This is a genomic window from Moorena sp., assembly GCF_982860115.1.
In genome coordinates, this window is record NZ_CEYLVT010000114.1 from 8,493 (window position 1) to 23,676 (window position 15,184).

General features: G+C 43.8%; 11 protein-coding genes. 3 read left to right on the forward strand and 8 right to left on the reverse strand.

Translation table 11 applies throughout. The features are described from left to right. Nucleotides 1–241 precede the first annotated feature (241 nt). Nucleotides 242–535, reverse strand: coding sequence for a DUF8820 family protein (locus tag AC4II3_RS19160; RefSeq protein WP_488013174.1), 294 nt, complete (start codon nt 533–535; stop codon nt 242–244). 731 nt (nt 536–1,266) lie between these two features. Here AC4II3_RS19160 and AC4II3_RS19165 point away from each other — a divergent pair. Both AC4II3_RS19165 and AC4II3_RS19170 read left to right on the forward strand, forming a co-directional pair. Further along, a complete protein-coding gene (locus AC4II3_RS19165) occupies nt 1,267–1,425 on the forward strand; it encodes a DUF2256 domain-containing protein (protein WP_083305674.1) in 159 nt (52 codons plus the stop codon). Nucleotides 1,426–1,566: 141 nt separating this feature from the next. After that, complete coding sequence (locus AC4II3_RS19170; protein ID WP_488013172.1) at nt 1,567–2,523, forward strand: isoaspartyl peptidase/L-asparaginase; 957 nt, start codon at nt 1,567–1,569, stop codon at nt 2,521–2,523. Nucleotides 2,524–2,752: 229 nt separating this feature from the next. On the opposite strand, the gene AC4II3_RS19175 is transcribed toward AC4II3_RS19170, so the two are convergent. The 3 genes from AC4II3_RS19175 to AC4II3_RS19185 form a co-directional block, all read right to left on the reverse strand. Continuing rightward, a complete protein-coding gene (locus AC4II3_RS19175) occupies nt 2,753–5,986 on the reverse strand; it encodes an NACHT domain-containing protein (RefSeq protein WP_488029568.1) in 3,234 nt (1,077 codons plus the stop codon). A 156-nt stretch (nt 5,987–6,142) separates the two neighbouring features. Then, nucleotides 6,143–7,513, reverse strand: coding sequence for a bifunctional UDP-N-acetylglucosamine diphosphorylase/glucosamine-1-phosphate N-acetyltransferase GlmU (gene glmU, locus AC4II3_RS19180; protein WP_488016729.1), 1,371 nt, complete (start codon nt 7,511–7,513; stop codon nt 6,143–6,145). Between the two features lie 219 nt (nt 7,514–7,732). Beyond that, nucleotides 7,733–8,611: a tRNA (5-methylaminomethyl-2-thiouridine)(34)-methyltransferase MnmD gene (locus AC4II3_RS19185; protein ID WP_488029570.1), complete on the reverse strand. Its 879-nt coding sequence runs from the start codon at nt 8,609–8,611 to the stop codon at nt 7,733–7,735. A 283-nt stretch (nt 8,612–8,894) separates the two neighbouring features. Here AC4II3_RS19185 and AC4II3_RS19190 point away from each other — a divergent pair, with 283 nt between their 5' ends. Next, nucleotides 8,895–9,992 carry a tocopherol cyclase family protein gene (locus AC4II3_RS19190; RefSeq protein ID WP_488015814.1) on the forward strand — a complete coding sequence of 366 codons (1,098 nt, stop codon included), beginning with the start codon at nt 8,895–8,897 and terminating at the stop codon, nt 9,990–9,992. A 234-nt stretch (nt 9,993–10,226) separates the two neighbouring features. Here AC4II3_RS19190 and AC4II3_RS19195 read toward each other — a convergent pair whose 3' ends face one another. From AC4II3_RS19195 to AC4II3_RS19210, 4 genes are all read right to left on the reverse strand, one after another. Continuing rightward, on the reverse strand, nt 10,227–11,381 hold the full coding sequence (locus AC4II3_RS19195; RefSeq protein WP_488015812.1) for a DUF819 family protein: 1,155 nt from the start codon (nt 11,379–11,381) through the stop codon (nt 10,227–10,229). A 15-nt stretch (nt 11,382–11,396) separates the two neighbouring features. Further along, nucleotides 11,397–11,666, reverse strand: a complete 270-nt coding sequence (locus tag AC4II3_RS19200; protein WP_488015810.1) for a UPF0175 family protein — start codon at nt 11,664–11,666, stop codon at nt 11,397–11,399. A 220-nt stretch (nt 11,667–11,886) separates the two neighbouring features. Further along, nucleotides 11,887–13,821: a protein kinase domain-containing protein gene (locus AC4II3_RS19205; protein WP_488015808.1), complete on the reverse strand. Its 1,935-nt coding sequence runs from the start codon at nt 13,819–13,821 to the stop codon at nt 11,887–11,889. A 455-nt stretch (nt 13,822–14,276) separates the two neighbouring features. Continuing rightward, entirely contained in the window at nt 14,277–14,828 is a 552-nt protein-coding gene (locus tag AC4II3_RS19210) for an Npun_F5560 family protein (RefSeq protein ID WP_488015806.1), read from the reverse strand. Nucleotides 14,829–15,184 lie beyond the last annotated feature (356 nt).

The following is a 15,184-nucleotide window of genomic DNA, read 5'->3' on the forward strand; positions in this document are numbered from 1 at the left end:
CAAGTTACAAGTTACAAGTTACAAGTTACAAGTTACAAGTTACAAGTTACAAGTTACAAGTTTCAGGTTACAAGTTTCAGGTTACAAGTTATCAAGTTTCACTAGGGCTCCTAAATGAATTATGAGGATTTTGGATAAGAAGTTCCCTATTCCCTGTTGCCTGTTGCCTGTTGCCTGTTGCCTGTTGCCTGTTGCCTGTTGCCTGTTGCCTTTGCAATATAAAAGTCAACCGCAGATGATATTAGTCAGCAACATATCGCCATCCTTGAGGTTCATATTCCCGTTGAATTCGCACCATCCAGCTACCTTGGGGAAGCTCAATTTGCTGATGCTCTTCGTGAGTTAAAGTTGCTGTTTCTGACAGAACTTGTAGATAAAGAATGCCATTTTTTTCGTATAACTTAGCAACACCATCACTGATGCGATGAGAATGTCCAGTCACCTCTCCTTCTGCTAGGGTTAGGTGAGGTAACTGTTGTCCATTGATTTGCGCTACAGGAATTAAAATAACGTCGCCTTGTCGAATAGGTTGCATAGGTTCTTTGAGTAGTTGTTAGTTTGATTAATTGTTAGTTTGATTAATTGTTATCGATTATTTGGGAAAGGTGAGAAGAGTGGTTTCGTCCATCACTATAGCATTTCTCCTAGTAATGATGTAGAGTCAATTAGCTTATGCCTACTCCTAATTGCTTACTCCTAATTGCCTACTCCTAATTGCTTACTCCTAATTGCCTACTCCTAATTGCCTACTCCCTAATCCCTAAAACCCAGGACTTTGCAGCTCATAAGTATGAAAAATAGTATCAAAAACGCTTTCGTTTTTATAAACGAGTTGTATAACATACAGAAACCCAAAATACCCAAAATCATTGTTATTCTGGGCATCCGGCTTCGGTGATATTTCACAACCTATATGGACATGGCTATAGACAATTCCCCACTAAAAAATGGTCAATTACCAAGTAACGATTACCAATTACCAAGTAACGATTAGCAACTAACGATTACTAATTAACGATTACTAATTAACCGGCATATAATTTAGTGCAAACCCATCTGATGTTTGAAAGGCAGGCTAGGTGAGAATTTCAGGGATCAAGTCTTGTTTTTCATGAATTGATCAAATCCTTACTGGATAAGGAGTGTGGAATTTAGATGGGTTTGCCCTGGCATATAATTAACTTCTGTAAAAAACATTAACTAAACTTCATTTAGGTTAATGTTTTGTTACAATTATAGGTATTCATATTTTATAATAAAACCAATATGACACGCCAGCAATTGAAATCAAACCTGCCAACAAAAATTTGCCCTGTTTGTCAACGTTCCTTTACATGGCGCAAAAAATGGCAAGATTGTTGGGAGGAGGTTAAATATTGCTCAGAGCGCTGTCGCAGAAGGAAATCTGGTGTGAAGCAGGGATGAGAGATCAAGGATAACCAGGGGTGGATCGAGGAGTTTTATTAGTCAATTATTCTGGTTTTGTATATTTTCATACTTGACACATCAGAGTCTCATAATTCACACTAAATGTTTTAATCCTTAATCTTTTCTTCATTCTTGTGTATGTTTGTGAAGACGGTGTGTCCCAAAGTCATTATCCACGGTGGTGCTGGTAGTTCTATAAAAGGCAAAGGAGGGGCTGATGCGATTCGCAAGTCCCTCCACTCAATTATTGAGGAGATTTATGCCTTGTTAGTGAACGGTAGTAGTTCGACTGATGCTGTTGTCCGAGGCTGCCAACTCTTAGAAGATGACCCGCGCTTTAATGCTGGCACCGGCTCGGTGTTGCAATCAGATGGGCAAATCCGGATGAGTGCGTCCCTGATGGAAGGTCAATCTCAGCGCTTCAGCGGTGTGATTAATGTGTCGCGAGTGCAGCATCCAATTCAGCTGGCAGAAGCCTTGCAAGGCTCCGATGACCGCGTGCTGTCGGACTATGGAGCTGCAGAATTGTTGCGAGACCTGCAACTCCCGGTTTACAATCCTATGACAAAGCTGCGGTTACAAGAGTGGCTCCAAGAAAGGCAGGCCAACTTTAGCCATAAAATGGCGGGAGTTATTGCTGAGGACGAATTGGTTACTAACTCTGAAGCTCGACGGGGAACCATTGGTGTGGTTGTACTAGATAGCCGGGGTCATCTGGCAGCAGGGACCTCTACTGGTGGTAAGGGTTTTGAACGGATTGGTCGCGTCAGTGACTCGGCGATGCCAGCAGGAAATTACGCTACTTCTGATGCAGCAGTGAGCTGCACCGGTATTGGGGAAGACATTATGGAAGAGTGTCTAGCAGCACGGATTGTGGTGCGAGTCACTGATGGTTCATCCCTGGTGAATGCCATGGAGCGTTCATTTAAGGAAGCTCGGAAGAATCAGCGAGATTTTGCAGCTATCGCTCTAGATGCTAATGGTGCGATCGCATGGGGCAAAACTAGCGAAGTTCTGCTAGGGGCTTATCATACTGGGGAAAAGATTGTGGATACGTTGAATATGACTAAGGATGTGGAATTTTTGCCGATTTAAGGGTATCTGAGAAATTACGGATACAGGAGGCTGAAATCCTTAGTCGATAGTCATTAGTCTTTGGTGACTTAAATTTACTCTGATCGTAGTTGCTAATGACTAATGACCAATTACTAATAACCTACTGGACTGACACAGCTAAAATAGTGTAATAGTTTTTTCAGCTAAACCCTTGTGAAAACTATATCCTGGTATTTTTCTAAAGCAACATTTAAGGTGTGCCAGTCCACTACTGTGCGATCTCCAAATTCCATAGAGCATCAATCCCACTACCCACATAGTCTGAGGCTTGGTGCAGCTCAATCCATTGTGCAAGAGCACTGGAGACATAACTAGATGGTTTACCTAACTCAGCCAAGGTCTCAGCAGCTGAGCCACGTACACCAGACTCCTCATCTTTGAGGCACCCCAGCAAGGCAGTGATCACAACTTGTGAAGAATTACCCAACTGGCTCAAGGCATTAATAGTGGCACAACGTACATCAGAATCTTCATCTTCTAGCTGTGGTAGCAGAGCACTGACAACTATTTCAGAAAGGTTCCCTAACTGACCATTACCTAACTGACCTAAAGCAGTAGCAGCGGCACAACGGAGATCAGAATCGTTATCTTTGAGGCATGTAACTAAAGCACTGACTACGGTTTCACCAGGCTGGTCTAATTTACCCAACACCGAAGCACTCAAGCAACGAACACGAGAATTTTTATCGTTTAGCCTTGTCAATAAGGCACTCACAACGGTTTTACGACCCTGCTTCAATTTGCCCAATGCCCAGATACTGGAGTAACGAACACGAGCATTTTTATCGTTTAGCCGCATCAACAAGCTATTCACGACTGGCTCAGAAACCTGACCCAATTCACCTAATCCTAAAGCTGCCTCAGAACGAACCGTAGCATCGTCATCTTTTAGCCAGCTCAGCAGTGTATTTACTAAGCTTTCTGAAGTATTGTCTAATCTGACAATAGTACTTAGTGATGAGTTCTGAGGATTTTTTGGAAGAGTAGTGTGATCGGTAGTAGTGAGATAATAGTCAGGAGAGTCTAATTTAGTTAATCTATCACTAGTTAATCTATCACTAGTTAATATCTCACTGACCTGGTGACGCACGGTATCATTATTATCCTGTAGCCCTGCCAAAAAGGTTTTGAGGAGTGTTGGGTTTTGCCCTAATTGGTTTTGGCCTAACTGGTTTTGCTTTAATTTGACTTGGGTTTCCTGGGATTGTGTATCTTTCTGAGAGTTTGCTCTATCTTTCAATAGTTGTAAAACATCAAGGTTAATCTCAGTCTGATTCAAGTCGGAAAGGATTTGAAAGACTTGCTGATGAATTTGGTAACCAACTCGCCGTGAATCACTGGCTGCTAGGGTAACTAATGCTGCTAAAATTTCTTGCAGTAATGAATTATCTGCTATGTTCAAGGGTTGAGGATTTTCGGTAAGGCAAGTGGCAGCAAATAATAAATCCCGATGTAACCAAGACTCATACTCACTGTCATGATTTAAAATTTTCTGAATTGCTTTAGCGGCTTTTTTTGGCTTAAGCTGAGCAATTAGTAGCAGCAATACGTCTTGCCAGTGGGAGTCATGGAGATAGTCTTGGATATGAGTCAGGATAATCTCAAAATTACCTTCATTATCGGCTTTATAGATAATTTCTTGAGAACACAAATAGTCTTGAAATATCTTATGAATAAAGGCGTAACCATCTAGCCCTTGTTGTGTTAGAATGCCAGTGCGATGCTCCTTTGGAGCCGCTACGCGAACGCTAATTACATTAACCAACCGTTTTGCCTCTGCCTTGGCCTCGTATAACTGAATCTGTTTCAGGGTTTGAATTTCTCTACCAAACCAAGCAATCAGTTCATCTCGATTAATTACTATCTTACCTTTTTTATCCTTTTTATCTTTTTCTTTTTTACTCTCCTGGGTATGCATCCAATACCCGAGACGTTCCATCAATCGTCTACAATCATTCAATCTCAGATATTTCAGCTTCTGATTATTACTAAGATCTGGTTGATTATCCCAGGAGGTTAATAACAGGTCTACTGCCTGGTCATAAAGCTGATAGCGCTCCAAAGGCAATCGGAAATGATAGCGGTGAATTAGGGTAATAATCGTTAACAATAAGGGATTTATTGCCAGGTTTTTAATCTGCTGATGCTCAGATAGTAAGTTGCTCAGGCTTTCTTTAAGTCGTTGTGCTTCTGCTTTGTCTTGAATCTGACTATAGTACCAGCGCTGAATAAATTCTTCAATTTTACTGTCATCAAATAACTGAAGTTGATAGTGATAAAATTCTTGGTTCCAGAAAAAATTCCAGGGGGTATTTGAGTTAGAGTAACGGTCGTTATCGGAGGTTATAATTACCCAATTGTTAGGAAATTGCTGGATAAAATCTTTAATTTGCCCTACGACTTGCTCACCTTTGGCTGGTTCTGTAACGTGATCAAGCCCATCAAGCAAAAGCACTGTCCGTCCATCTTCCAGCCAATGTTCAAAGAAACCTTTAGGCAGGGATTTCACCAATAGGGTTTTTTCAGCAAACTGCCGTGCATACTCTAGAATACTGATATCTGAATACTGCGCCCAATCCCGGATATCAATTAAAATCGGCAGCCAGTCAATATCTGGCACTAACCCAATTGCTTCTGGTTGCTTCTGGGCTAACATTACAGCAACATAATTCATTAAGGTGGTTTTACCTGAACCAGGCGGACCCAGTAGTATCACGTTCCGGGATTTAGCAGAGGTAGCCTGCCAGGTTTTTACCGCTAATAAATATTGGGCAAGAGTTTTTTTTACCGTTTGCGTACGCAATGGTTGCCATTGCTTACCGGGTAATGCTACCTGAGGGTGAAAAGCCCACGACTCTAACGGTCGCTGACTACTGGGAGGATGTAACACTTCTACCTCAGGCATGACAAAAATTTGGTCAAGCTTAAGGGAATGGTTTCCATCCTGGGTAGCTACCAACATCCCAGCAAACTTAACATGATCAATCTGGTTAGAAATTTGCCGGAAATAGTTTTCCTTAGTTAGTTGAAATTGTAAATAACTGCGGGTTTTATCACTATAAGTTTTGACAAAAGTTTCCATCCAGGGAAGGATAAAACTATCTTGTGGTTGAGTGGGGGCATGGTTTAAGGCTACCTGCTTAAATTTTTCCACAAGTAAAGAGGTTAATGCTGTTTTGTTCTCCTGTTGGAGGGGTTTGTGTAATTCCTCATGTACTTCTTTATGTTGGAAAAAGTCTTCCAGAAAAAGCGCGATCGCATCAGGAGCAGAATAATAAAAAAGGCGCTGCTCTGGTGCCAACGGTTCTTCTCGCACTAGGGCAGCTTTTAGTGCTTCCTCTAGTGCTTTTTGGATATCGGCAGGAGTTAGCCTAGTTTGAATTTTTCCCCCTAAAATAGGCGCAACAGATTTAGCAACAACAGAAGCAATTTCCCAGGTCATAGGGCTAGATTAATTTCTATCAATAAATATTATCGCAGTTATTAGTCATAAGCTTGTTGCCACCTAGTTCTGTTACCCCTATTGCTCCTCTTGAAACACCCAATTTAGCTCATTGTCCAACAACCTGATCAACTTACAGCCATCACTTATCCTTGTTCAGCTGTTGGAATCTTCAGTAGTCTTTAATCGCCAACCGGGTTTAACGACCTGATTTCTACTACGAGCAATCACCAAGCTATCGTTTGGGACATCCTTGGTAACCACAGAACCAGCGGCCACAGTGACATCCTCTCCTAAGGTCAGTGGTGCCACCAGCACACTATTCGAGCCAGTCTTAGTGCGATCGCCTATCTCGGTTTTATGCTTTTTAACACCATCGTAATTGGCAGTAATCGTACCTGCGCCAATATTCACTCGTGACCCTAGGGTAGAATCTCCCAAATAAGATAGATGAGAGGCATTAGTGCGATCGCCTATCTGAGTATTTTTCAGTTCCACAAAATTTCCGATACGGCAGGATTCTCCTACTTGGGCATTACCCCGAAGATGAGAATACGGACCAATACGGGTGCCATCTTGAACCACAGAATCACTTACCACTGAATATAGCACGGTCACCTTGTCACCCAACTGGCTATTTTCAATCAGACTCCCTGGGCCAATCCTGCTACCAGCACCAATCACCGTCTTACCCCGCAAATGAGTTTGGGGCTCGATGGTGACATCAGGTTGCAATTGGACAGTCTCATCAATGGTGATACTGTTTGGGTTAATTAATGTCACCCCTGCCTTCATCCAGTCATCCTTAACCCGCTCTTGCAAAATCTGCTCGGCCATGGCTAGCTGTTTACGGTCATTAATCCCGAGAATTTCGTGGGTTACTTCCACATCCACTGCCATTACTGGATTAACCATGGTAACCGCATCCGTTAGGTAATACTCATTTTGGTCATTATCCGCAGACAGTTTTGGTAGGACCAAAGCCAATTGAGACCAGTTGAAGCAATAGACACCAGCATTGATGCGGTTATTTTGCTTTTGAGCATCAGTACAATCCCGGTGTTCCACAATCTGTTGCAGCTGATTGTTACTATCACAGAAAACCCGTCCATAGCCCGTGGGATTGGGCAAATGGGCAGTTAGGATCGTAGCGCCATTGTTATGGGCTTGATGGCTTTCTAATAGTCGTTTAATGGTATCGGGACGCAACAAGGGAACATCACCATTTAAGACCAGTAAGTCTCCGGTATCGTCTGCCAAGTGGGGCAAGAGTTGCTGGACGGCATGACCAGTACCCAATTGCTCTTTCTGTTCAACGAATTCTACATTCGTGTAGGCGCTCAGACTTTCTTTTACCCGTTCACTCTCATAGCCACAAATCACGATCACTCGCGAGGGGTTAATAGAAACACAACTGTTGAGCACACGCTCCACTAGAGTTTGTGAACCCAAACGATGACAGACTTTGGGCAGGTCAGATTTCATGCGAGTTCCGCGTCCTGCCGCTAGAATTGCTACTGCAACCATAGATTAGCTTTTTGCTTCCATCTTTGCATCCCTATCATACTAAGACTTGACTTCAGTTCAATGTCATAAATTGGCAGTTTTTTTAAAGATGCAGGAGAGAGAATTAATAATTCAGGAAAAGAATGATGAATTTATTGGGAGAATAAATAGGATTATTCCCGATTAAACTCTGATTAATTGCTAATTAAGTCAAAAATTACCGTATTATGACTATGTTACCTATTCCCTTTGCTCTCTCAACCAACGCTTTTTCCAATGGGAGGTTGGTTCAAGTAAAGAGTTTTGCTGCTCTAGGCGACGTCGGTGTAAAATATCTGAGGCAGAGTCTGATAAATTAGGATCTCGGTAAGGTACAGCGGCACGAGTTTCCAAATGTTCTTGCTCTCGGATTGATAAGCTAGGTAAATCAGTTTCAGTAAAGCTAGCGACAGTACCGGGTTGTCGATTTCCCACTTCAATGGTAGAGCCAATCGCAAACCCAGCTGTGATCAGAGCAATTCTAACCGCTGCAGCACAAGAGTAGGTGGCTAGTCTACCGGTGTCTGAGCAACATTGGGCTAAGTTTTGAATAAATTCTAGGGTCCATAATTGAGGACAGTTGGGTGGGGAAAAGGGGTCAAGAAAGATAGCATCAGCTTGGAAGTTAGCTTGTTGCACCTGTTGGATAGTCTCTCTGGCATCACCGAGATAGAGTTGAGCTTGCAATTGCTGGGTTTCAAGCAGTCCAGTAGTTGCCAGAGCCTCTAATAGTTGGGGGATAGGATCACGAAAGTGATTCAGCCAACCCTGAGCGATCGCAGCTTGTGGTACGGTAGAGTCTAATTCTAGGGCAACTAGTTGGACATGGCAGTGGGGATTGTGTGTCCAAATTTCCGCTAGGGCAGTAGCTGTGTTGTAACCTAGACCATAACAGATATCCAACAACCGTAGCACTGGCTGTTTGGCTTTTTCCGCTAGTTGGCAAGGTTTGACAAACTTGAGCTGAGCTTCTTCTATGGCACCTTGTCGGCTGTGATAGGATTCACCAATTTCTGAACAAAAGAAGGTGAATGAGCCATCAGCAGTGATTTCCGGTGTGAATACCTTGTTATCGGGCATTAGGGATTTTAAAGGTTGAAGGTTATTTGGTTGTTCGCGTAGCGTGGCCGAAAGGCCAAGGTTGAAGGTTATTTGGTTGAAGGTTTAAAGTTGAAGGTTTAAAGTTATTGGTTGTTCGCGTAGCTTGGCCTTTTGGCCAAGGTTATTGGTGATTGAGTTTAAGGTTATTTGCCCAACATGCAACATGTAACCTGCTAACTTTCAACCCTTCTAGGGTTAGAGTTCATGGTTGACTTTATAATATTTAGTGGCAAAATCCCCCAAGCTACCAAAACCCTAGTCTATGGCACATCCTTTTCAAACACCCCACAGCGGATATCACTGGGACGGAAAGAGCGGACGTTTTTTTGAAGGTTGGTACTATCGGGTGACGTTACCCAGTTGTGGTCAGACGTTTGCGTTTATGTATTCCATTGAAGACCCCATCGGTGGTCAACCCTCTAGTGGTGGTTCAGCCCAAATTCTAGGCCCTGATGATCAGTATCTGTGTCGTACCTTTCCCCATCCGGAACAGTTTTGGGGGTCATCGGAATCCTTAGGTCTAGGACATTGGGGTAAAACGAAATTACAAATTACTCCTCAATACCTTGACCCCGATAAATTTGAGTATCAAATCAAGGAAGGATATCAGGCTACAGCTACCTTGAATCAAGGGTTTATTCGGGACCCAGCCAACGGACGCTATTGTGATTGGCGCTATGAAATTAAACCGATTTATGGCTGGGGAGATCTCGGAAAACCCCAGCAATCAACTGCTGGCTGGCTTTCGTTTTTACAGATATTTGAACCAGGATGGCAAATCTTGATGGCTCACGGTTTAGCTACTGGCTGGATTGATTGGAATGGTAAGCTCTATGATTTTACCAATGTCCCGGCCTATGGGGAAAAAAATTGGGGTCGTGCTTTTCCTAAGAAGTGGTTTTGGCTCAATTGCAACAGTTTTACCGATCAACCAGACCTGGCTCTGACTGCTGGTGGTGGTAGACGGGAAGTAATGGGGTTGGCAGAGGCTGCTGCTTTGATTGGCATTCACTACGAAGGTAAATTTTCTGAATTCGTGCCCTGGAATTCAGAAGTAAGCTGGCAGATCCAGCCTTGGGGAAATTGGCAGATGCAAGGGCGCAATGGTGAGTATGAAGTAGAGTTAACTGGCACAACCGATCTACCTGGTACACCTCTAAGAGCTCCCACGGAACAGGGGTTAGATTTCATTTGCCGAGATACTATGCAAGGTCACCTGAGGTTGGAACTTAAACAACGACGTGGGGATAACGTTGAACCGATTTTGATAGCTGAAAGTAAGTTATGTGGATTAGAAGTTGGTGGTGAGCCTTGGGAGAAACCCTGGAATTCGTCTGCTAAATTGCCTTGGATTTTGTGATATGGCGCTACGGTAAAGGCAATCAGGGAGTTCCCCTCACTCGCGCTTTGCATGGCTGACAAGGATTACAGTTTTTTTCATTACCAAAAATCCCTATATAGTTGATTAACTCTTGCCTCTTGCCTCTTGCCTTTTGCCTTTCCCTAAGCGATGCAGCGCGGTCTTGGGGGTTTCCCCCATGAGCGACTGCATCAAGACAGGGATTCTGTTCACAACTCAAATAGAAATACTATATCAACCCAAAGAGCGCAGAAAATTTCCTAACCCTACACCAATAAACGTAGCTACTGCATAACCCAGAGTACCGCAAAGAATAGCAGGAGTAACTAGTTTATCCCACTGCCGTGCTGTCGCCATAGCCGCTGCTGTAGTTGGCCCACCCATATTAGCATTGGACCCAATTACTAATTCAGCTAAATCTAAACCCAGCAATCGTCCAACTCCCAGTAGCACTAACAAATGGATGGCGAGAATTAATCCAGCAAAAATAAACAGAACTGATCCCACTCGTAGCACTATTTCCACATTAGCGCTGGCTCCAATTACAGCAAAAAATATCTGCATCAGCAGATAGCCAATTTTTTCTGCAGCGGTTATCCTACCCAAATAGCCTGGGAATACAGTCGCTAGCATTACAATTAAAACTGTTACTACCAGAATTCCCCCTTTGTTGAAGCCCAACCAGCTAGCGAGACCATAACCTACAGCACAAGTGGTCATACTAATAGCTAATGCGAAACTGATTTGCATAACAGAGAGTTGTTGTCGAGACTGAGAGTCAAAGATACTAAACTGGCTAGAAATAGTATTCTCATGGGAGCGCTGGGTAGGGAAAATTCCCCGTAGCCACTTGATTGAAGGTAAAGAAAACAGCACTAAAAAGTACAAGGTCATCACTAAATTATCTGCTGCTACCCCAGCACTCAGTAAATCTCCTGCTCGTAACCCAGTGCTTTCAGCGGTTGCAGCAAAATTAACTGAACCACCAATATAGGTAGCACAAAAAATTGCTGCCAACTTCCAACCTTCCTCTCCTAAAGGAATCAGATAGTAAGCCACTACTGTGCCTAAGATTGTTCCCACTGCACCAATTCCATAAGCAATTAAAGTAGGTCCAGCCTCTCGCACAATCCGAAACAAGTCAGCTTGGAATAGTAGTAAAGGAATAGCTAAAGGAACTAAGTAAGACCAGACCACACCATAGGCGGGAGCATCCGGTGGGATAATCCTAAGATTGGATAGGATAAACGTTACTAAAATGGTGACAACCGCCCCAGATAGTTTAGCTCCCCACGGAGTTCGTTCTGCCCAGAACCCAATTGTTGCTGCTGACAGCAGCACAGCCCATAAAGCGAAATCTTGATTAGGATTTATTAGAGACGTTGCCATGTATTTTAGGAATGCTTATTTAAAAGCTTTTGAAAATAGATTGTCAAGGGTTTGGCTATCTTCGTCTAGGTCAGCTTCCGTGTAGGGAAGGTAAGTTTTTTCCTCCTTGAGGAATTGGTAGGTTTCCCAGCGAGAAGAGAAGTTAAGGATTCTGCGAACTTGGGCAGCGCCAAGCTGACCTTGACGATAGTGATCAGCCACGATCAGTTCAAGTATTCTGCGGGAGAGGTCACCTACTTGGAGTTGACTAGCAATTTCATCGGGGAGTGGGATCGTAATTTCCATAGGGGTGATCGGAGTCTGTCCATAGATGCAGTTTAACTCCAAAGTTTAGGCAGTAGAGTATTAGAGCCTAGCTACACTCCCACAAATCAACTAAAATAAACCCTATCTTTAGGGTACCTATAGCGTTTCTCATACCTATGAGGTACACAGGTTTTTTTCCCTCTTGCCTCTTGCCTCTTGCCTCTTGCCTATTCCCTATTCCCTGTTCCCTTTCTCCCAATCACTCAAACTTCCAAATCTTAATCGTATTATCTTGAGAACTACTAGCAATGGTAGCACCATCATGGCTAATAGCAACGGTAGTAACAGCGCCTAAATGATCGGTAAGAGTATAGAGCAATTCACCACTACCAGGATGCCAGATTTTGACAGTCTTATCGGCGCTACCACTAATTAACGTATTCCCTTGAGGGCTAATGGCAATAGATTTAACAGCATGCCCATGTCCTGTGAGAGTAAGCAACGGTTTCTTTGGTATTTGTAAATACCGATCCCTCTTGAGCAACCAAATCTTAATGGTTTTATCAGCACTGCCACTAATTAAAATTTGACCACTAGGGCTAAAGGTGAGTGACTCTACCGATGCCGAATGTCCAGTAATCGTTGCGCTGAGCTTACCGGTTGCTAAATTCCAAAGCTTAATGGTTTTGTCAGCACTACCACTAGCTAGGAGTTGTCCATCTTTACTAATAGCTACTGCGTTAACTGTTCCTAAATGGCCAAACAAAGTTGTCTGTAATGATGCCTTCTTCAGCATCCAAAGTTTAATAGTCTGATCTGCACTACCGCTAGCTAGTAATTGCCCATTGTGACTAATTGCCAGACACTTGACCCAAGCAGAATGTCCACAAAGGGTATGGATTAAATTTCCCGTATCCCCATGCCATAGTTTAATGGTATGATCCCAACTGCTACTAGCGATAATTTCTCCATCTGGACTAAACCCAACCGCCTCAATCACATTTAAATGTCCTGAAAGTTTGGCTACCACTGTTTTAGCTTGCCAGTTAAAGATCGTGATAGTTTTATCTGTACTACCACTAACTATAGTTTGTCCATTCGGGCTAAACGCGATAGAATTAATTCCACTCGACTCTTCGGAAAAAGTATGTACACATTTCCAAGTAGGAGTATCAAACTTAGGGGTAACTGTTGTAGATAAAGACGTTACTGGTATAGCAGCGAAATCCTCTGGTAAACCAAGTGCTGCTAGGACTTGAATGGCTGATTGGTAGCGTTGGTCTGGTAAATTTTCTACCATTTTGTTGAGGATGCAAATAAGCTGCTCACTCACAGGTTGCCTGAGGTAATCGACCCAAACCCACTTCCCTTCTAGACTATTAAACATATCAAAGGGGTGAACATTGGTCAGCAGATGAATACAGGTAACCCCTAAACTGTACAAATCGCTGGTTGCGATCGCTTTTCCCATCAACTGTTCCGAAGCCGTGTAAGCCGCAGAGCCAATCATAGTTCCCGTTCGTGCTAGCACAGTTTTTGTAGTCAGCTTAGCAGCACTGAAATCCACCAGAAAAAATTCGCTCCCCCTTCCCCCCCAAGAATAAAACCTCTTCCTGGTTTTTTGTGTTGGTAACTTGGACAAAGAGGACTCAGGAGGAGGGCGACGAATGATATTGTGGGGATTGATATCCCGATGAATTACCTGATGACTATGGATAAAGCGCAGCACTGGCAGCAATTCAATCAGGACTTGCCGAACCTGGTTTTCCCTAAACGTCCCTTCTGTTTCCAGTTCTGTGGCTAAGCTTTGCCCATCGATATACTTGTGAACTAGAGCAGGTTCTCCTGCGATACTTAATTGATGATCCGCCTCAAAATAGGCCAGAAGTTCGGGAATCTGAGGATGTTGTCCCAGAACTTGCAGCCTAGTAGCTTCTTGGCGGAAAGACTCAGCCGCTTTCTGAGCATTGTTGGTATCCTGCTGTTGTAAGGATAACTGTTTGATGATACAGTTAGTATTGCTATCATCTGCCTCATCCACCCCCAGAAAGGTGCGCCCCATACCACCAATACTAATTAGCCTCAGAGCACGGAAGCGATCGCCTAATCGTAATCTTGAGCCACAATAGGCACAAAACCTGGCCTGATTGGGATTTTGGGGATTTTGGCATTTAGGATTAAGACAGTAGCTCATGATATGGGGTGGTCAAGTCAAAGGGTTGGCAAGTCGAAGGGTTGGCAAGTTAACAAGTTAGCAAGTTGACAGATTTGTTGAAAGTATTCCCCAAGTTTTCCCCAAGTTTTCCCCAATGTTAACTGTTGCAAACCAAGCAATAAACGTCAGCAGTCACCCCTCAGCTGTCAGCCGTCAGCAGCAGTCAGCCCTCAGTTGTCAGCCGTCAGCAGCAGTCAGCCCTCAGTTGTCAGCCGTCAGCTTAACAGAAACCTCCAACCTTCCAACCTTCAACAACCCAACCTTGGCCAAAAGGCCACGCGTGCGCGTTCAACCTTCAACAACCCAACCTTCCAACCTTCAACAACCCAACCTTCAACAACCCAACCTTCCAACCTTCAACAACCCAACCTTGGCCAAAAGGCCACGCGTGCGCGTTCAACCTTCCAGATGAGTCACCCCTAACCCAAAGGCTTTTACACACTACCAAACGTTGGGATTGGACTAGCATTCTGACGATTGAAGCTCGGTAGATCAACCCGGGTGATATTGCGGCTTCTAACAGCTAGTCGGTAACTGACACTCTGTAGTTCAGCGTGGAGTTGTCGGTTTTCCCGCTGTAACATGGTCACCTTCTCTTTAACTGGTGCCATCCGTTCAGAAAACTTCTGGTGATAAATTTTTGGTAGCTCTTGTACAACTTGTTCTAGCTGACGGGAGCGCTCGGTTAATTCTTCTACATTATCCCGCAATTGCTTAATTTCCGTGTCACGGGTGGCAATTTGCTGTTGATAAAATTCCACCTGCTGCTCCACATCATGCAACTGTTCTCGCAAGACCACCATCTGAGCCTTATGGCGCTCCGAAACCTCTTGGGGAGGTTTGAAGTTAGCATTCCCCTTCACCAAGCGGAATAGTTCTTGAGACAGCTGCTGCACTAACTGGTCTCTAAGCTGCAACTCTTCCCGCAAGCGAGATACTTCCGTTTGCAGAGCTGGTCTTGATAGGGTTTCAATCTGCCTCACCATGGCTTACCACTCCAAGTAAATATACAATTTTCAATAGTAGATGCGAACCGGGGGTGTCGATCACTGATCACAAAATATACTGTTGCAGCTAATGTACCATCCAAACCCGGCAATTGACCATCCAAACCCACATCTAGCCCAGATCACCTTGATAACCTTAGAATTAAGAATTAAGAATTTAGAATTTAGAATTGGGAATTCGACCTTCGACCTTCGGCGTTGCTGAATAATAGAATGATTTTAAGAGTAGGTGCGACCCAAGGCCGCGAGGGATTGCTCGCGGCCTTGGGTCGCACCTGTAGAATGGGCATCTTGCGTGGAACTGGCATCTTGCGTAGAACTGGCATCTTGCGTAG